General features: G+C 34.1%; 17 protein-coding genes. 6 read left to right on the top strand and 11 right to left on the bottom strand.

All coding sequences use genetic code 11. The annotated features are described in order from the left end of the window. Positions 1-14: 14 nt before the first annotated feature. Genes BBI01_RS08835 through BBI01_RS08825 form a run of 3 tightly spaced genes read right to left on the bottom strand, consistent with a single transcriptional unit; the run spans position 15 to position 3,083 of the window. Positions 15-1,154, bottom strand: a complete 1,140-nt coding sequence (locus BBI01_RS08835; RefSeq protein ID WP_065394318.1) for a hypothetical protein — start codon at positions 1,152-1,154, stop codon at positions 15-17. Between the two features lie 30 nt (positions 1,155-1,184). After that, entirely contained in the window at positions 1,185-2,087 is a 903-nt protein-coding gene (locus tag BBI01_RS08830) for a TssN family type VI secretion system protein (protein ID WP_065394317.1), read from the bottom strand. A gap of 54 nt (positions 2,088-2,141) precedes the next feature. Further along, entirely contained in the window at positions 2,142-3,083 is a 942-nt protein-coding gene (locus tag BBI01_RS08825; RefSeq protein ID WP_065394316.1) for a type VI secretion system baseplate subunit TssG, read from the bottom strand. A gap of 446 nt (positions 3,084-3,529) precedes the next feature. Between BBI01_RS08825 and BBI01_RS08820 the strand changes: the two genes are divergently transcribed. The 6 genes from BBI01_RS08820 to BBI01_RS08795 all read left to right on the top strand — a co-directional run bounded on the left by BBI01_RS08820 (position 3,530) and on the right by BBI01_RS08795 (position 8,373). Next, positions 3,530-4,321, top strand: a complete 792-nt coding sequence (locus tag BBI01_RS08820) for a S1/P1 nuclease (protein ID WP_065394315.1) — start codon at positions 3,530-3,532, stop codon at positions 4,319-4,321. Positions 4,322-4,514: 193 nt separating this feature from the next. Continuing rightward, positions 4,515-5,381, top strand: coding sequence for a sigma-70 family RNA polymerase sigma factor (locus BBI01_RS08815; RefSeq protein ID WP_002979276.1), 867 nt, complete (start codon positions 4,515-4,517; stop codon positions 5,379-5,381). Positions 5,382-5,446: 65 nt separating this feature from the next. Further along, positions 5,447-5,887, top strand: a complete 441-nt coding sequence (locus BBI01_RS08810; RefSeq protein ID WP_065394314.1) for a hypothetical protein — start codon at positions 5,447-5,449, stop codon at positions 5,885-5,887. Positions 5,888-5,908: 21 nt separating this feature from the next. Then, positions 5,909-6,502, top strand: a complete 594-nt coding sequence (locus BBI01_RS08805; RefSeq protein WP_065394313.1) for a hypothetical protein — start codon at positions 5,909-5,911, stop codon at positions 6,500-6,502. A gap of 13 nt (positions 6,503-6,515) precedes the next feature. Then, positions 6,516-7,016 (top strand): GNAT family N-acetyltransferase, encoded by a 501-nt coding sequence (locus tag BBI01_RS08800; protein ID WP_065394312.1) that lies wholly within the window; start codon positions 6,516-6,518, stop codon positions 7,014-7,016. A gap of 238 nt (positions 7,017-7,254) precedes the next feature. Next, positions 7,255-8,373, top strand: coding sequence for an FAD-dependent monooxygenase (locus tag BBI01_RS08795; protein WP_065394311.1), 1,119 nt, complete (start codon positions 7,255-7,257; stop codon positions 8,371-8,373). A gap of 49 nt (positions 8,374-8,422) precedes the next feature. Here the strand turns inward: BBI01_RS08795 and BBI01_RS08790 are convergent, their stop codons facing one another. The 8 genes from BBI01_RS08790 to BBI01_RS08755 form a co-directional block, all read right to left on the bottom strand. Beyond that, positions 8,423-8,887 carry a heme-binding domain-containing protein gene (locus BBI01_RS08790; protein ID WP_065394310.1) on the bottom strand — a complete coding sequence of 155 codons (465 nt, stop codon included), beginning with the start codon at positions 8,885-8,887 and terminating at the stop codon, positions 8,423-8,425. A gap of 4 nt (positions 8,888-8,891) precedes the next feature. Then, positions 8,892-9,527, bottom strand: a complete 636-nt coding sequence (locus BBI01_RS08785) for a DUF3347 domain-containing protein (protein WP_065394309.1) — start codon at positions 9,525-9,527, stop codon at positions 8,892-8,894. Positions 9,528-9,565: 38 nt separating this feature from the next. Next, positions 9,566-12,289, bottom strand: coding sequence for a multicopper oxidase domain-containing protein (locus BBI01_RS08780; protein ID WP_083190060.1), 2,724 nt, complete (start codon positions 12,287-12,289; stop codon positions 9,566-9,568). Between the two features lie 105 nt (positions 12,290-12,394). After that, positions 12,395-12,868 carry a DUF3347 domain-containing protein gene (locus tag BBI01_RS08775; protein ID WP_065394308.1) on the bottom strand — a complete coding sequence of 158 codons (474 nt, stop codon included), beginning with the start codon at positions 12,866-12,868 and terminating at the stop codon, positions 12,395-12,397. A gap of 114 nt (positions 12,869-12,982) precedes the next feature. After that, the gene (locus BBI01_RS08770) at positions 12,983-13,363 is read right to left on the bottom strand and encodes an HYC_CC_PP family protein (RefSeq protein WP_065394307.1); all 381 of its coding nucleotides are present in this window, start codon (positions 13,361-13,363) and stop codon (positions 12,983-12,985) included. A gap of 190 nt (positions 13,364-13,553) precedes the next feature. Continuing rightward, positions 13,554-15,794, bottom strand: a complete 2,241-nt coding sequence (locus tag BBI01_RS08765; RefSeq protein WP_065394306.1) for a TonB-dependent receptor plug domain-containing protein — start codon at positions 15,792-15,794, stop codon at positions 13,554-13,556. 43 nt (positions 15,795-15,837) lie between these two features. Then, positions 15,838-16,647, bottom strand: coding sequence for a 3-deoxy-8-phosphooctulonate synthase (kdsA, locus tag BBI01_RS08760; protein ID WP_047095820.1), 810 nt, complete (start codon positions 16,645-16,647; stop codon positions 15,838-15,840). A gap of 543 nt (positions 16,648-17,190) precedes the next feature. Further along, complete coding sequence (locus tag BBI01_RS08755) at positions 17,191-17,718, bottom strand: DUF1697 domain-containing protein (RefSeq protein ID WP_065394305.1); 528 nt, start codon at positions 17,716-17,718, stop codon at positions 17,191-17,193. Positions 17,719-17,732 lie beyond the last annotated feature (14 nt).

Raw genomic sequence — 17,732 nt, 5'->3', positions numbered from 1 at the left:
TAATAGAGGTTGAATTAATCTAATACACTCCAGCCTCTCTTAGGGTTTGTATTGGTAGAAACTTCCTGTTCGTTAACAATGATATTTTCTTTTCTCTGACCAATGTAATCCAGTTCACTTAGTTTAGAGAATATCATTTCTAAGCTTCTTAGCATTTGCTGGATGTAAAGTAATGGTTCTCCACAATTGTGATGATCATAGTTCGTTTCAGCAACAATGGAAAGTTGGTTGAGTAAAGTGTGTGGAGCAATTTCACTCCATTCTAAGCTATAGTTCAACATTTCCTCTAATTCTGCAGGAACAAGAAGCTGCGTAGAATTGTATAAATGAAGTGCCAGTCTTGCAAAAGACTCAATTAAAAATACAGGTGGTTGATAAGGCGTAATATTTCTGAATTGGAAATACATATCTCCAAAAGTATTCACCATTGTACTACACAAAAATTTAACGTTCTGTGCTAAAGCTGTATTTTGGTTTTTATGAGATGCTTTCTGAATGATCTTGAAAGCATATTGCTGTAGGTTTCCGATAGATTTTGCATAGCTGCTGTAATAATCTACCAAAGCGGGATGGCTCTGAACAGAAGTACAAGGCGGAATAAAATTAGAGTCTACCTGTGCAATATTAGCCTTTAAATCTACTTTTCCGATAATTAAATAATTTCCTCCTGAGTAGCTGCTGTTTAAAGAAGTTACAGGAAGTAATTCAATATGGTGATTGGGCTGTGCATTTGGGTGGCGCGGAGGGATTTCTTCCGGGTCAATATCTCCAAAAGGAACTTTATCAAAAGGATTTACAGAGATTAGAATATAATATTCTCCATCTGCCTGCTCCTCATTCATTGATTTAGCTAAAGACTTCACACTGATTCTTCTGTCAATCAATTCGATACGATACCCAGCCATAGTAACAGCGCTGCATCTTTTGATCACAAGCTGTACATCATTAGTTGCTGTATTATGAACATCAAAAATGGTACGGTCTGTAAATTCAGTAGAAATCGGCAAAAGCCCGTAGTTATATGTAGTAATTCCAAGTGAATTGGAATCTCTGATAGTATCGATTAAGAAATTATCCTGATCATTAAGATGCCTCTGGGAAACCTTCATCCCATCCACCCAGTTGATTGCAAAATGTTTAATAGGTTGTATCATGTTTAATACTTTTTAATTTTTTGTGTTTGTTTATGAATTTCTTGCGACTCCCTCCTCTTCATGTTGAATGACTCTTTTACAGACAACCACTTCATTTTCAGAAATATTGTTTGTAATAATGTCCTGATCGAAATCTATATATTTTCTAAAGCTGAAAAACGATTTTTTAGTGTAGAAAATCCAATAGTAAGGTTCCTTTTCTGCATCTGAAAGATGAATAATAGATCCAGGATTTTTATGGTTATAATCATCTACCACTCTATAGAACCAATCTCCGAAAGTTACACCAGTAGGAAGAGTTTTTGCTTTGATTCTGAAACGGTTTGAATCCTCAAGATTTTTACTCAATTCAACGTTTAAAACCATTAATCTGTCAAAATCTGCTCCTTCGAAATCAGGAAGTTTCTGCTCAGGAGAATATCTCCATGTTTTATAAATATCAAACGGAATACTGATAAACTGAATATAGCAATAGTAAAATACCATTGGTACAACAAAGATCAGCATACTTGTAGCTGCCATTGCAGCATACCCTGTTCCGTTACTCATCCAGTTAAACAATAGTGTAAACAGGAATCCACCCAAAGCTATACATGTCAAAGAAAGTATAGATTCAAATAAAATACTCATTCCTACAGACTCAATATGCTTTCTGAAATATTTGTGTAATAAGTTAACATGAATAATTCCGAAGATAAGGTAAACAATCTGCGCAATCAGATACCAATACGGATTAAAAAGATTTCCGGCAAATCCAAAAAAACCAGGAAGAGCCAGACATAAACTGCACAGAAGTACGTATACAATAATTACTTTAATTTTTATCGCAGGTTTATTTCTCCTGATAATTCCCAGGATAAACATCATAATAATTGCGATTAAAGGCATTAAGATATACCTTAAAAAAATACCTTTTACTGAAGAAATTTCCATTTGTTTCTTTTCGAATTTATACTTTGTTGGTAGTTGTAAATATAATAAAATAATTTAGAGGAAGGTAGAATATCCCAGGCGGCTGGCATTTCTTTCATCATCCTCAAGGCTGAATGAGTACTCCACTTTTTCTGTTACAAAATTTTCTTCCACATCTACTGTTACCGGAAGAAAATAATCATACAACGTCTGAAGAACCTGCCTGAACGGGCTTCCCGGAATGTACTTTTTCATATCATGATAAGGAATAGGACCAATATTGACAACCCAGTTCCTTTGCCCATCCATATGTCTTCCACTCGGAATATATGTAACTCCTAACCTTGAATTCCCTAATAACATTGAATCATCGTTTTTCTCAATTTCATCAATGACATTAGGAGAAAAAGTTACCTTCACAGGCACTTGTAAAAAAGCGGTCATACATCTTTCAAACCATTTCTTATCCCCTCTGATCTGATGAAAGAAAGGCAAAATATGCATAAAAATATATGCATTCTGTCTGTCAAGCATATTGATGAGTGGCCAGAGTTCACTTACAGTTTCCAGCAACACATCCGTATTGCTCGTAATATCAAATTCGCATTCCTTAAGTAAAGCGCTGATTTCCGTAAAAAAAACTTCTAATTCAAAGGGACGGAAAAACTTTCTTGCATCATCCTCTACTCTTTTCTGTTTTCGGATTTCCCGGACAACTGTATCTACGTTTTTTCTGGAAGCTCCAAGTGATGGCGGATGGAATAATCCCTCCGGAAGGTAATCATAAATACCTTCTCTATAGCTTTCTATAGTGAATACTTCCTCGTCAAAGCCTAAATAGCTACTCGAAATGCTTTTAATATCCTTTAAATAAGCACGATCATTTACCCCGACTCTCTCAATAAAAATATTGCTTACAGCCCGGTGATATTTTAAAAGGTTAACAGCCACAGCTTCAGCTTTAAAATCTGTCTGCAGCTTATTGTAATGCATGTCTACAATATTATTCTCATACATAGTGTTTCCTGTGATTATGACTTGTAAAGATAATATATCTCGCAAGTTTGAAAAAATATTTTCCCAATAATTTTATCCGAAAAATACTAATTAATTGACATTAAAAGGAATAGTTTCAAGTAAATTCCGTAAAAATACGGTAAAACGATCCAAACACTCAAGTTTAAAAATTAAATTTATGTATTAAAAATCAATGTTTTACAAATTTTATTAATTAAAATAATAAATTTAATATAATAACTAAAATCAATACTAAAACAAATAACGAATAACATACAGTGTGCCTTATATCTTAGCTATCGTTACAATCTATTTTACAAAATAATATAATTCTCTACTTTATTTAGATTAAATTTTATTAACATATTCTGAAGAATAAATTCAAGATATTTCATGTTCATTCAGAAAGTGAGCGTATCTTTGCTGACTGAAAATTGTTATTTAAAATGAAAAGTATTTATTCTAAAATTCTGATTTTAGCATTCATTTCCTCTTCACTTTATTCTTATGCGTGGGGATTGACGGGGCACAGAGTAATTGCAGACATCGCAGAAAACCACCTTTCCAGAAAGGCAAAAAGGGAGATCAAAAAAATAATGGGCAAAGAACGTCTTGCTTATTGGGCAAACTGGCCAGACTTTATCAAATCTGATACAACAGGAGTATGGAAGCAGGCGTCATCATGGCACTATGTAAACATTGACCCACAGACAGATTTTAAAAATTTTGAACAAAATTTAAAATTGCAGGCGGGACCAAGTCTTTATACCCAGGTAAACACATTATCCAGCCAGATCAAGGATAAGAATACTTCTGAAAAAGACAGAAAAATTGCTTTGATCTTCTTAATCCATATTATGGGAGATCTTGCACAGCCATTGCACGTAGGAAGAGCTGAAGATTTAGGTGGAAACAAAATTAATGTTACCTATTTTGGAGATAAAACAAATTTACACTCTGTTTGGGATGGAAAATTGGTTGATTCTCAAAAATACAGCTACACAGAATATTCTAAACTTTTGGATATTAAATCTAAAGAAGAAGTGGCACAGATTCAGTCCGGGACTTTAGAAGACTGGTTGTATGATTCTCACAAAATCGCAAATAAAATCTATGCTCAGACTCCAAACGATTCAAAATTATCTTACGACTATCAATATAAGTTCAATGACACTCTTGAAAGACAGTTATTGTACGGAGGATTGAGATTGGCTAAGCTATTGAACGAGCTATTCTAATTAAAAATAAAATCTTAATAGATATAAATAAAAACGGGACTTTGGTTCCGTTTTTTTGTTTGAAGATTATAGGATCATCGATTGATTAAATTAACCTTTGAATCAAATATTTAATAAAAAAGTAAAACTTGTGTAACCTTTTTATGTTTCCATACGTATACTATATAGTAACTCTTTTTTGAGGATAAAATAAATGAGACAATTAAAAATCACTAAGCAGGTTACCAACAGGGAAACTGCTTCATTAGACAAGTATTTGCAGGAAATTGGTAAAGTGGAACTGATCACTGCGGACGAAGAAGTAGAATTGGCACAAAGAATACGTGCTGGCGACAGAGCTGCACTTGAGAAATTAATCAAAGCCAACCTTCGTTTCGTAGTTTCTGTATCTAAGCAATACCAAAACCAAGGTCTTTCCTTACCCGATTTGATCAATGAAGGTAACTTAGGATTAATGAAGGCGGCAAAAAGGTACGATGAAACTAGAGGTTTCAAATTTATCTCTTATGCAGTATGGTGGATCCGTCAATCAATTTTACAGGCGCTAGCTGAGCAATCAAGAATTGTAAGACTTCCGTTGAACAAAATTGGTTCCATCAATAAAATTAATAAAGCATATGCTCACCTTGAGCAGGAAAACGAAAGACCACCTTCTCCGGAAGAATTGGCTGAAGTTCTTGACATGAGTGAGGAAGATATTAAAGAATCAATGAAAAACTCCGGTAGACACCTGTCTATGGATGCACCTTTAGTAGAAGGTGAAGATTCTAATCTTTATGATGTATTACGTTCAGGAGAATCTCCAAGTCCAGATAAAGACTTAATGCTTGAATCTCTTCAAATTGAAATCGAAAGAGCATTAAATACTTTAACTCCAAGAGAGGCTGATTTGGTAAGATTATACTTCGGATTGAACGGAAAACACCCAATGACTTTAGAAGAAATCGGTGAAACTTTCGATCTTACAAGAGAGAGAGTTCGTCAGATCAAAGAAAAAGCAATTAAGAGACTAAAACACAATACCAGAAGTAAGATCCTTAAGTCTTATTTAGGTAAATAATTTTAGCACAAACAATTTTATAGGCGGAGTCTGTTTTCAGGCTCCGTTTTTTTATTTTTGTATCTATGGATGACATGTCTTCTCTTTTTGTCGGAGCTTTTATATTAACCATCTTGATTTATATTGGATGTATTACCTATGTCAATCATATGCGTAAAGCTTTCTTTCAACATATAAAGAAAAGAAATTATCAGCTGATAAAAAATGTAGACATCAGATTCAAGGATATTCCACGACGTAACACAGGTGGCTATGCCTTCAATACAGCAGACATTATCTTTTTAGATCAGGAAATTTTCATCCTGCCTCATAACAAACCTATCATGCACTTAAGCCAAAGCTCTGAAATTTTTCCTGGTGCTCAGGATAAATATAAATTATCGTATTTTTCTATTCAACAAAATATACTAGAAATAAAAGCAACCAGAAATACTTTCGACGTTAACTTTACTTTAAATTTTGAAAATAAGGATTTTGATTTGCCTTCCGTTGATCGAAATTTGTAATCAATTAAAACGACAATTATCATGAAAAAAATATTTTTTGCCTCTGTGTTTATTGTATCAATATTTTCCTGTGGAGATATAAGACAACAAAATAAACCCATAGTAGAAAATGCTATTGATAATGCAGAATCTTCAGTTTCAGGCTCATTTGAAAGCTATCGCGGAGATAACCTTATTGATAAAACCTATTCTGAACTGATTAAGAATGATAAAAAACTGAAAGTACTTGATGAAAAAATTTTCAATACTCAAAAAGAATCAAGAAAAGTTATAAATACGTATGAAGAAATAATCAATAAGTCTGAATCTTTTTACCGGGAAGCAGAAAATGCTGCAAGATCAATCACAGACTCTTTGACCAAAAAGCAAATTGAGAAGGATGTTCAGTTCAGTAAAGACCAATACAGTGTAAAAATCTCGAGTGTAAATATGCTTATTGCTCGGATAAATCAAAACAATGCTGATATGAATAGCTTATATACAGCCTTTAAAATCAGAAAAACACTTCCTGAAATTGAAAAATATCAAAAGGGACATCCTTTAAAAACAGATAGCCTGGATCAGTTTATCAACAAACAGAATCAATTACTGGAAGAATTAAAGAAATTAAAATAAACCCAAAACAATCATGAAATATACTACAAAGTGGCTCACGGATAAAGCCCGAGTTAAAGAGCTCGTAGATTTTTTTATTACCCATAAAACAGATTCCTATATTTCTCATGGTGAAATGATGTCTGGCAGAGCGCTGGATACACACCATTGGAATCCTGACCTGAATGTTATTTTAACAGAACAATTACTGACCGATTTCAATTCTGATGGAAGTTCTAAACTTAATATTCTAATTGCTGAAAATGAAAACAGTGAAATTGTAGGTATGATGGTTTTTAATGTGATTAACAGTCCTTTTAAAAAATATGCAATTTTGGAAGACATGCTCTTAGATCAATCTGTGAGAGGACAGTCTCTGGGAAGTAAACTTTTAGAGAAAGCGATTGAGGAATCTAAAAACTGGAATATAAGCTTTATTCTCCTGGAAAGCGGAGTGAATAATCATGGAGCGCATCAGTTTTTTAATAGATATGGCTTCAAAAAAGTATCGGAAAGTTATATTTTGACTTTATAATCTTAAGGCTGGAAAATTACAAAGATTCTGGATCTATAAATTGCCACTAATGCGCGAATAATTTTTATTTACCACAAACCCTATGTTCCTATGTTGTTAAAAAATGATTTCATCACATAAGAACATCGAAATTTCTACGAAAATAAATTAAACTATAAAGTTACTATAACGTGCGGAAATTTTATTCGTGAATTCGTGGCAAAAAATTTTTCCTGAAAATCACTTTACAAACTAAACAATGAAAGCAATATCAATCATCGGAGCCGGAATTGGCGGACTCACCCTGGGAAATGTGCTTCAGCAAAATGAATATGATTTTACCATCTATGAATCTGCTTCAGAAATAAAACCCGTAGGCGCTGGAATCATGATGGCTGTGAATGCTATGCAGGTTTTTGACAAACTGGGTTTAAAGAAGAAAATTGAGAATTCAGGAAATAAAATTCACAAAATCACTCTATCCAACGAATCTTTAAAAGCATTTTCAAAAACGGAAATCCTTGAGTTGGAAAACAAATATAAATCCTGTAATGTCGCTATTCACAGAGCAGAATTACAACGAATTCTTGCTGAAAATCTGCATTCGAAATCCATTGAACTCAATCATTCTTTAAAGAAAATAGAAAAAAAGGAAAACTATATTCTCAATTTTGAAAATGGGGCTCAGCTGGAAAGTAAAATAGTCTTTGGAGCTGATGGCATTAAATCTCAAGTGCGAAATCAGATTTTAAAAACAGGAAGCATACGAAGTTCCGGGCAAAAGTGTTGGCGTGGTCTCGTGGATTTTGAACTACCGGAAAAGTATCATCATGAGGCTTTTGAGCTTTGGGGAAAAGGAAAGCGCTTTGGATTTGTAAAGATTTCTGAGAAAAAAGTATATTGGTATGCCTGTATTAATGAGAAAAGCTTCGATAGATATTTGGAAATTAATGAAATTTTTAAAGATTTTGATTCTTTGGCTTTAAATCTTATAGAAGCAACCGAAAAAGAAAATATTATCTGTAATGATATTTCTGACCTTACTCCTATTCCTCAATGGTATTCTGAAAATCTTTGTCTGATTGGTGATGCAGCTCATGCAACTACACCCAATATGGGACAAGGTGCATGCCAGGCTATTGAAGACGCTTATATCATTGGTCGTTTATTAGAAAGAAATAAAGATTTTAATGCAGTATTCAAGGAATTTCAGAAAATCAGGAGAAAAAAGGTAGATTATATTGTTAATACAAGCCGTACTATTGGAAAGATTTCACAATGGGAACATGGGAATTCCTTCCGTAATTTTATGATGAGTTTAATTCCTGAAAGTATCAATCAAAAAATGGCAAGGAAAATTATTGAACTTGAACTATAAAAAATAGCCGGAAATAATTTCCGGCTATAGACTGACTGTCTTTATTTGTTTATTTTTTGCTTTCCGCTCTGGTTGATTCTATCCAATTCACAACTTCTTTAATCTTTTCATCAGACAGTTTTGCATCGTGATGAAGATAAAGGTATGAAGAAAATGGCATTTTACCTTGCTTTATCTGATTTTCAACAGCTTCTAATTTATTAGACTGTTTCCTCTTGCTGTAAAGCCCCCATTCACTAAAGTTCAATTCTTTTTTTCCTTCTTTGATATGATTCTCAAGAAAAAAACTTAATGGTTGGATATAGGCATAAACAGGATACTCAGTTGAGTTACTATGGCAATCGTAGCATGAGGTTTTCAAAATAGATTCTACATTTTTAGGAACCTTATAAACCTTTGAAAGGTCAGATGAAGATACCTGCCCATAATCAATATTACGAACAGGCTGAATCACCTGAATTATTAAAAAAATAAGGAAGAAGATGAACAGTATTCTTTTAATAAGGATGCTCATCTGTCTACAAAACTTTTTTTACAGATCCACAGTTGAGCATTTTTGATCCTTCATAAGGATTGACAATTTCTTTTGTCTCACTAATCCAAGTTCCTCCTTTTCCATTATTGTACATAGGACAGAAATCCTGATATAATTTTAATCCACCGGTTCCTACTTCTCCTATTAAATCTGTAATATCATTACTCAAAGAAAGTAAATGCTCTCTCTGATGTTCTATATCATTAGCATTATCCCCAATATGTTCTGCATTTTCTGTTGCGCTTTCCAAAATATCACGTACTTCGGAAGTGTTTTTTACATTGATCTTGCTAACATCTATTCTCTTTAATATAGAAAACAAAGTCTTAGCGGCATTGGACGCTTTTTCAGCATCATCCTGAGTCAAAGCATTTTTCAAAGGAAGATAGCCTTTGATTACTTGCTGTATCGGAAAGGCTGAGAGTTCAACGGTTTCCTGTTTATTTTCTTCTGAACGTTCTTTTACTTCTTGACTTTGATTTGAAGCAACGGCGGGCTCGGTTTTGTCTACGTTTTTAATTTCCGGTTCCGTTGTCTTCCTTTCAGAGACTTTATTTTCGGGTTTAGTACATGAATATAATGTAGCTCCAACTAATAGTACGGTTATTATATTTTTCATTGTTTCTGACTGATTTTATAAAATAATAGAGTTATAAATTAATAGGTCAAGGTAACACCGGCTCCCCAGCCCATTTCATTATCATAGTTTCCGGAAAGAGACAACCATTTCTGAACGATATATCTCAAGCCTGTAGAAAATTCACCGTCAGAATTAACACTGAAGTTTCCTCTCCATCTTCTGGAAATCGGGATATCTTCTCTGCTCAGCTCCAACAATACTTTCCCGTTATGGTCTACACTGGCATCTGCGGTAATTAACATTGGCAATACGTATTGCATACCAATAATGAATGAATACTTGCTTTTGGAAGCTTTTTGCTGTCCAAACCATGTTTTCTTACCATGAAAATCCATTCCCATATCTTCAGCCATCTGTCTTTCCATGATCTCATGATTTTTCTGGAATCTGAATCCCGCGTATGGAAGTGCCCATTGGAATTTACCTAAAAATCGTCCTGCTTTTACACTTCCTTCAAAATGGTCAAAGTTCCAATTGGTATGAAATTCATTTAAGTTTGCCCATCTTGGTCCGAACATCGTCATAGTTTCTGCATGGATCTTATTGCTTGCCACATCCAACATTGCCATTGAACTTACCATCTTATTGTCTTTCAAAAAGTTCTTCCAAGCTAATTTTCTGTTGGGAAGCTGTGGATTCGGTTTTGAATTTTCATAACTGAAGATTCTACCCATTCCCGCCATCATGTGATACAGAATATGACAATGGAAAAACCAATCTCCATCCTGATTCGCAGCAAATTCAATCGTAACAGTCTCCATCGGCATAATATCTACTACATTTTTCAGTGGTGAATACTCTCCTTTTGAATTAATCAATCTGAAATCATGTCCATGAAGGTGCATCGGGTGACGCATCATAGAGTTATTATACAATTTGATTCTTAAAATTTCTCCTTTTTTAATCAAAATCTTATCTGTTTCTGTGACCGTTTTATTGTCCAGTGTCCACAGATAATGATTCATATTTCCTTCCAATGTAAACTTCATATTTCGAACGCTATCTGTTGGAAGAATTGTTTTTTCGGGAGATTTTAAAATATTGTAAGACAGTCTTTTGATGGTTTTTTCTTCCTTCATATCCATTCCTGTATGTTGAGAATGATCTTCTTTCTCTTCTTTCGTTTTCACGCCCATCATCTCCTTGATATGCTTTGCAGTCGTTTTTCTTTGACTTTCAGGAATTTCCGGATACATTACTTCATTCATGTCCATCATCTGATTTCCCATTGTCATCGTCATTGGCTTCATATTTCCGCTCATTTCCATCATTCCGTTCATCATTTTCATTCCTTCAAAAAGCATTAATCTTGGTAAATTGGGAGCCTCTATTTTCTCACCGGAACCCAGCCAAAGTGAAGCGTGCCCTATCCTGTCTTCCGAGGTAGCACGGAATTCAAAACTCTTATTCTCAGGAATGGTTACTTCAATATCATAGGTTTCCGAAACTCCTACAATCAGGCGGTCTACTTCTACAGGAACTACATCATTTCCGTCATTTCCCACAACTTTTATTTTGCCGCCACCATAATTCAGCCAGAAATAAGTGGATGAACCTCCATTGGCAACTCTTAATCTTACTTTATCACCAGCTTTCAAATTGGAATAGTCAGAACTTGGAACTCCGTTGATTAAAAATTTATCATAATATACGTCACTTACATCCATAGCTTCCATCCTTTTCCATTCGTTTAAAGCTTTTGTTCCGAAATTTCCGGACTTAATAGCTTCCCAATAACTCTGAACCGCATTTTTCTTCACGGCGTACCAATCTGTATTTGCCATGTGAAGCCTACGTGCAATCTGCATTGGATCATCATCACTCCAGTCTCCTAATAATACAGGAATTTCTGCATTATATTCGGTTTTGGGTTCTCCATCTCTCTTTTTAAATACCAAAATTCCGTTCATTCCTATCTGTTCCTGCAATGCTTCATGTGAATGGTACCAGTAGGTTCCGTTTTGAGAGATTTTAAACTTATATAAATGTGTTTCTCCTGGTTTTACGGGTTTTGTTGTAAGATATGGAACTCCGTCATGTTCATTAGGTAAAATTACTCCATGCCAGTGAAGCCCAGTATTTTCCTTTAACATATTATGCAGATAAATTTCTGCCGTATCTCCTTCTGTAAAATATAAGGTCGGAGCCTGAAGTTTACCGTTGATAGCAAGTGCTCTCCTATTTTTTCCTGTAAAATTGACGATAGTATCTTTTACGTATAGGTCATAACGAACGGTTTTCCCTCCAAAAGTAACCTTCCCGTTTTCTGAATTTCTTTTTAAAACTGATTTTTCCTCTTTTGGATTCTCAACGATGGCGTGTTTATGATCTTCTTTTTCAACCAGCTCCATTCCACATTTTGGGCACTTTCCTGGTTTATCAGAAACAACTTCCGGATGCATGGGACAAGTATAGGAGATCTGAGATTGAGATTTATTTTCAGATTTTAAAGCTGGTTTATCACTCTGAGCTTTCTCAGCTCTTTTAACTGAAATTGGTTTCTTAACTTCCTCAATTTTAGCTTTATTGACTTTAGTTTCTACCGGTTTTGCTTTTGGTTCTATTTTAGGTACGGGCTTTACAGCCGGTCTTGCAACAACAGTTTTCTTTACCAATGTCATCTTGCATTTCGGGCAGTCTCCAGGTTTTGAAGATAAGACCTCAGGGTGCATAGGACATGTATAATAGGATTTTGTAGTTTGTGCGAAAGTAAAAACAGAGAATAAAAGCACCAGAAACATTATTAGTTTTTTCATAATATTTCGAACTTTTAAAAAGCTACGCGACTTAAATTCAAATATAAAGTAAATCGCGCAACTTATTGTTTTAATGATTAATACAATATATTACTTAATTTCTGACTTTACACTTCCGCATGAAAGCATAGATTTTCCGTAGTATGGATTCATGATCTGTTTTTCATCACTTAACCAACTACCGTCAGCCATCGGGCAATATTGTACATATACCGGTTTTTCAGAAAGTTTGAACTCTTTTGTAAGAGCAATCATATTGTCTGAAAGATTGAGGAATGTCTCTCTTTGAGCAGCAACAGTTCTTGCTTCAGAAATAACGGAAGCATCTTTTCTAAGAATATTAAGATTTCCTTCTGAAACTAGCTTATAATCAATTGTAGAAGCTGTTTTAATAAATTCTGTAGCAGCTTTTGAAGTTTTGTCTGCATCATCAGAGGCTAAAGCTGATTTGATTGCAATATAGTTCTGATATAGCTTTGAAACCTGAGCATCTTTTTTAGATTGTGCTGAAAGTGAAGCAATTGAAAATAAAGATAGTGCTGCTGTAATGATATACTTTTTCATTGTTTTAAATTTTAGAATTAATTTTTTAATAAAGAATAATGTAACGCACAGGTAATGCGTCAAGGCATGTCATCTTTCACAATGTTGTTTAACACCGGAAACGACGGACGGATTCTAAATTCTAAAATTACAATGATTGATATAGATAGGTACCGGTTTGTAATCCGGAGGTCCGTTGATCTGAATCTGAGTAAACTTTGTTGCAGAGAATGATTTATCTGTAAAAACAAACTGATGTTTCACCGGAATTTCTGAAATCTGACTTAAAAAATCGATTTTAAGCAAATCAGACTTTTGGGAATCATCTACTTTTACAAGTTTAATCTCTGTTTTGCAGCATCCTTTTTTATCTTTAACGCCACATTTACCACAAATATCATCAACTTTCTGACTTACAGAAACAAATTCCTGCATACAATAATGAACGCTAAATGCTGCTCCGGAAGAGAATCCGAAGTAGAAAATAGAGAATAATATGGCAAGAATCTTTTTCATTGATAGGACAAAGTTAAAAATATCCGGGATACCATTGTTATAAAATTTTGTAATGTTGTTATAAAATTCAGGAAAATAAAAAAGCTTCCGGAAAAATCCGAAAGCTTTGATCTTTATTCTTGGATTAATTTTTACTGATTCAATAGATTTAAAAATACTGTCAGAAAAATTTAACTTGGAACTTCTGTCTCTATAGTTTAAATTCTAACTTAACGTTAAAGAAACGCCCTGTAAGATATACCGGAACAGGATAAATATTGTTTGAATTATAATCTGTAATCCATTGGTTTGCCACTGCATTATTAATGTTAAATGCATTGAAAACCTGAACACCTAAAGTCAGCTCCTGAAAATTTCCCCAGAAACCGGATCTTTTATTCTTATCCTTTGGGTCTATAAATACTTTTGATAATCCTATATCTACCCTTTTATAGGAGGTAAGTGTTTTTTGATAATTGTATGCTGCATTAAAGTCAGGCTGTCCATTGTCATTGAATAACACTGGTGAACCTGTTGGTAATCCCATAGCATAAGTTAACGTAAGGTTTACTCTCATAGAAGGAAATTGTGGCATATAATCCTGATAGAACATAGCAACTCTCAATCTTTGATCCGTAGATCTTGGAATGTTTCCTTTGCCGTCAATATTTTCATACACTCTTGCATAACTTGCAGACAACCAAGAATCTACTCCCGGAACAAATTCTCCAAATAATCTTGTATCAATCCCGTAAGCATATCCTTTAGCATTGTTTTGCCCTGAGTAACGAACCCTTACATTATCCATGTAGTATGGAATCAGATTATCCATTTTTTTGTAATAAAGCTCTGTTGTAAGCTTGAATGGTCTGTCATACATATAAAATTCATAGTCGTTAGCAAGAATTAACTGCATGGAACGCTGTGATTTTATATTGGAATTGAAATCTCCATTCAGGTCCTTAATTTCTTTATAGAATGGTGCCTGATAGTAAATTCCACCGGAAAGTTTGAACAACATATCGGAATCCCAATCCGGTTTTAGCGCCACCTGGAATCTTGGTGAGAAAATTGTTTCTTTATTGAAACTCCAGTTTGAAACTCTTACCCCTGCATTAACAAACATTTTGCTTGCTCCCCAATAGAACTTATGGGAATATTGTGCATAAGCTGATAATCTTGTAGGTTCAATATTGTTTTTCCCTGCAATATAATAGAATAAACGAAGGTTTCCTGATGTAGGATTTGTTCTTGGATCAATAACTTCAGGTCTTGGAAGACTGTATCCTGCAGAGTCTACCACTCTCCATTCATTGGTAAGATCCTTTAGATTTTCTTTTTCATATTTAAATCCAACTTCAATGTCACTGTTCACACTAGGAGAAAACTTCGCTCTGAACTGTGTTCCGTAAGTTCTTACAAATAAATCATTTCTTGCATGATCTATCTGGCTGCCTCCATCGTAGGATGAAACCGGCTGTTGAGTAATAGGATCAATTACCTGTAATTGATAGGCAGATTGAATTGTATAATATTCTCTCTCTCTATTCTGATAGGCAAAAGCATCCATTGTAAACTTCCATTGATCTGAAGGTTTATAGTTCAAAGAGAAAGTTCCCATCATATTTTTATATTGGTCATTCTCCTTTCCCCAATAGTTTATATCAACAGACATTGGCTGCAACTGACTTCCGAACTCAACCTTTTTTTCTTTAGGAATCATTTCATAATCATTCTTGGAATAATATCCAATGAACGACATGGAAAGCTTATCATTCACATGATAGTTCAGGTACGACTGAAAATCCCAATAGCTAGGATTAAAATTGGTGTCTTCCTTCAAGGTATTAAGAACAAGATTCGTATTTCTGTACCTTCCTGAGAATAAAGCCGTGAATTTTTTATTTTTTGATGCCAATCCAGTTGTTAATCTACCACCAATCAAACTTGCTTCTCCTGAGACTTCGAATTTTTCCGGTTCTCTATAATAAATATTTAGAGCAGAAGACATTTTATCACCATATTTAGCTTCAAATCCTCCTGCTGAGAAATTAACAGTTGAAACCATATCCGGATTAATGATACTCATCCCTTCCTGCTGAGAATTTCTGATCAGGAAAGGTCTGTAAATCTCTATATCATTGATGTAGATAAGGTTTTCGTCATAGTTTCCACCACGAACCATATATTGGGAAGAAAGCTCCGTATTGGAGTTTACGGAAGGTAATGTTTTAAGTAATCCTTCGATTCCTCCACTGATAGAAGCTACAGCTTTAGCTTCTTTTGCAGAAATTTTTATATTGGTAAGGTCATTGGTTCTTCCTGTTGTTTTTTTCTGGAATACAATTTCCTCTATATCGTTCACTTTAGTGGTCGCCGTATCTTTTTTTCTTTGTTGAGAGAAAATAAGCATCGGGACCATAAGGCTTAGCGGTAAAACTAGTTTTTTCAAAAGAAATATTTTAGAATTTCTAAAATTAATGTTTTTTTAACAATTACAAAATCGATTCTCTAATTCTTGTTAATTTTTGTAATAAATCTTCTAATAAATCCAGCCTTAACATATTAGCTCCATCAGATAGAGCTGTTTCCGGAGTTGGATGTGTTTCAATGAAAATTCCGTCTGCTCCTACAGCGATACCTGCTTTAGCCACAGTTTCAATAAGGTCTGGTCTTCCACCTGTAACTCCTGAACTTTGGTTAGGCTGCTGTAAAGAATGGGTAACATCTAAAATTACCGGAGCATATTCTCTCATGGTAGGAATTCCTCTGTAATCTACGATCAAATCTGTATATCCGAAAGAATTTCCTCTTTCAATGATTGCCACTTTCTGATTATCAGAATCCGTAACTTTCTGAACAGCAAACTTCATAGCTTCCGGAGAAAGGAACTGTCCTTTTTTCAAAGTCACACATTTTCCTGTTTTTGCCGCAGCTACCAATAAGTCTGTCTGACGTACAAGAAACGCAGGAATCTGTAGAACATCAACATATTGAGCAGCCAAAGCCGCGTGCTCATTTTCATGAATATCTGTAGTGGTAGGAATGTTGAACGTCTCTCCTACTTTTTTAAGGATCTCAAGAGATTTCTCTTCTCCAATTGTTGTAAAAGAATCTACACGGCTTCTATTTGCCTTTTTGAAACTTCCTTTGAAAATATATGGAATATTATACTTATCTGTAATGTTAATCACTTTCTCAGCAATTCTCAATGCCATATCTTCTCCTTCAATAATACAAGGTCCTGCAATAAGGAAAAAGTTCTTTGAATCTTTGTGCTGAATATTATCTAAATACTGAATCATTTTGTTGTAATTAAAAAGTTCAGTAAAAATACTGAGAAAGTTTTAGAAATGGAAATTATTTGGTTTCTAGTTTAGGGTTTAAGAAACATAATGATGCCATTTTGATTTAATTATTATTTTTGATGAAGATTTGATTACATTTTCAACTTTGCTGAGTTTTTTCTGTGTCTATTGGGTATCGCAAAGGAGCAATTTATATTAAACATTAGCAGCTTTAAGACGTAAGGATTTTATCTATGATAAAATTGAACACTGTTTTTAGATTAGCCACTAATGCACGAATAAATCATTTGTGGCTTAAAAATCTGAGCATAATACTTGCCTGAAAATCTTTGCTTCCAACAAAGCAATATTATATTAGACATGAGAGCGGTTCATTTTATTTCCTCTATTAAGATAACAATTGTTCAAAATTTTGGCTAAAGCCAATGGATTTTTAATAAAAAAGAACGGGCTAAAGCCCGTTCCTATTGAATTACATGATATCTTTTATTCTGTTAATAATACAGGTTTCTCAAATTCTGTATGTGTTGTAACTAGGATCTACGTCATCTTTTTCAAAATCTTTTCAAATGTATTGACATTCCTGCTGGTCATCTGATCTTTAAGACTCTTCTTGCCTAAGACTTTTCCAAAGGTAGAATCTAATGTGTTGCCTTTCGGGACCTGCCAGTAAAACATATCATTAATGATTTCAGCTTTTTCATTTTCAGTTTGGGCAGCTTTTTCAAACTCCTCCATTAAAACATTTTCTACACCAGCCATTCCAACAAAACCATAAATATGAAGATCATCATTCTTTTCAAATGGAATACTATTCCAGAACTTTTCTGTTTCTAATTGAGATTTTATGAATAAAAAAGCTTCGTAAGAAAAGTGTTCTGACATAGCTTTTTCCAGAATTATTTTTAATTCATCGGCATTTTTATCAGATGAAAATACTATATTTCCAGAGGCAAGTATGGAAACCACATCTTTCATTCCGCTATCTTTGAAAACCTGACAAACATCTGCCATTTTCATATTAGTTCCTTTTACATTGACACCGCGGAGAAAAGCACAATATTTCATAAGTTAGGTTTTAG

The sequence above is a fragment of the Chryseobacterium artocarpi genome (assembly GCF_001684975.1).
In the GTDB taxonomy this organism is placed as follows: Bacteria; Bacteroidota; Bacteroidia; order Flavobacteriales; family Weeksellaceae; genus Chryseobacterium; species Chryseobacterium artocarpi.
This window is presented reverse-complemented; position numbering and strand designations above follow the sequence as displayed.

Excerpts from the sequence above, each read along its gene's own strand:
- BBI01_RS08835 (WP_065394318.1), bottom strand. The coding sequence starts at position 1,154 with ATGATACAACCTATTAAACATTTTGCAATCAACTGGGTGGATGGGATG.
- BBI01_RS08830 (WP_065394317.1), bottom strand. The coding sequence starts at position 2,087 with ATGGAAATTTCTTCAGTAAAAGGTATTTTTTTAAGGTATATCTTAATG.
- BBI01_RS08825 (WP_065394316.1), bottom strand. The coding sequence starts at position 3,083 with ATGTATGAGAATAATATTGTAGACATGCATTACAATAAGCTGCAGACA.
- BBI01_RS08820 (WP_065394315.1), top strand. The coding sequence starts at position 3,530 with ATGAAAAGTATTTATTCTAAAATTCTGATTTTAGCATTCATTTCCTCT.
- BBI01_RS08815 (WP_002979276.1), top strand. The coding sequence starts at position 4,515 with ATGAGACAATTAAAAATCACTAAGCAGGTTACCAACAGGGAAACTGCT.
- BBI01_RS08810 (WP_065394314.1), top strand. The coding sequence starts at position 5,447 with ATGGATGACATGTCTTCTCTTTTTGTCGGAGCTTTTATATTAACCATC.
- BBI01_RS08805 (WP_065394313.1), top strand. The coding sequence starts at position 5,909 with ATGAAAAAAATATTTTTTGCCTCTGTGTTTATTGTATCAATATTTTCC.
- BBI01_RS08800 (WP_065394312.1), top strand. The coding sequence starts at position 6,516 with ATGAAATATACTACAAAGTGGCTCACGGATAAAGCCCGAGTTAAAGAG.
- BBI01_RS08795 (WP_065394311.1), top strand. The coding sequence starts at position 7,255 with ATGAAAGCAATATCAATCATCGGAGCCGGAATTGGCGGACTCACCCTG.
- BBI01_RS08790 (WP_065394310.1), bottom strand. The coding sequence starts at position 8,887 with ATGAGCATCCTTATTAAAAGAATACTGTTCATCTTCTTCCTTATTTTT.
- BBI01_RS08785 (WP_065394309.1), bottom strand. The coding sequence starts at position 9,527 with ATGAAAAATATAATAACCGTACTATTAGTTGGAGCTACATTATATTCA.
- BBI01_RS08780 (WP_083190060.1), bottom strand. The coding sequence starts at position 12,289 with ATGTTTCTGGTGCTTTTATTCTCTGTTTTTACTTTCGCACAAACTACA.
- BBI01_RS08775 (WP_065394308.1), bottom strand. The coding sequence starts at position 12,868 with ATGAAAAAGTATATCATTACAGCAGCACTATCTTTATTTTCAATTGCT.
- BBI01_RS08770 (WP_065394307.1), bottom strand. The coding sequence starts at position 13,363 with ATGAAAAAGATTCTTGCCATATTATTCTCTATTTTCTACTTCGGATTC.
- kdsA (WP_047095820.1), bottom strand. The coding sequence starts at position 16,647 with ATGATTCAGTATTTAGATAATATTCAGCACAAAGATTCAAAGAACTTT.
- BBI01_RS08755 (WP_065394305.1), bottom strand. The coding sequence starts at position 17,718 with ATGAAATATTGTGCTTTTCTCCGCGGTGTCAATGTAAAAGGAACTAAT.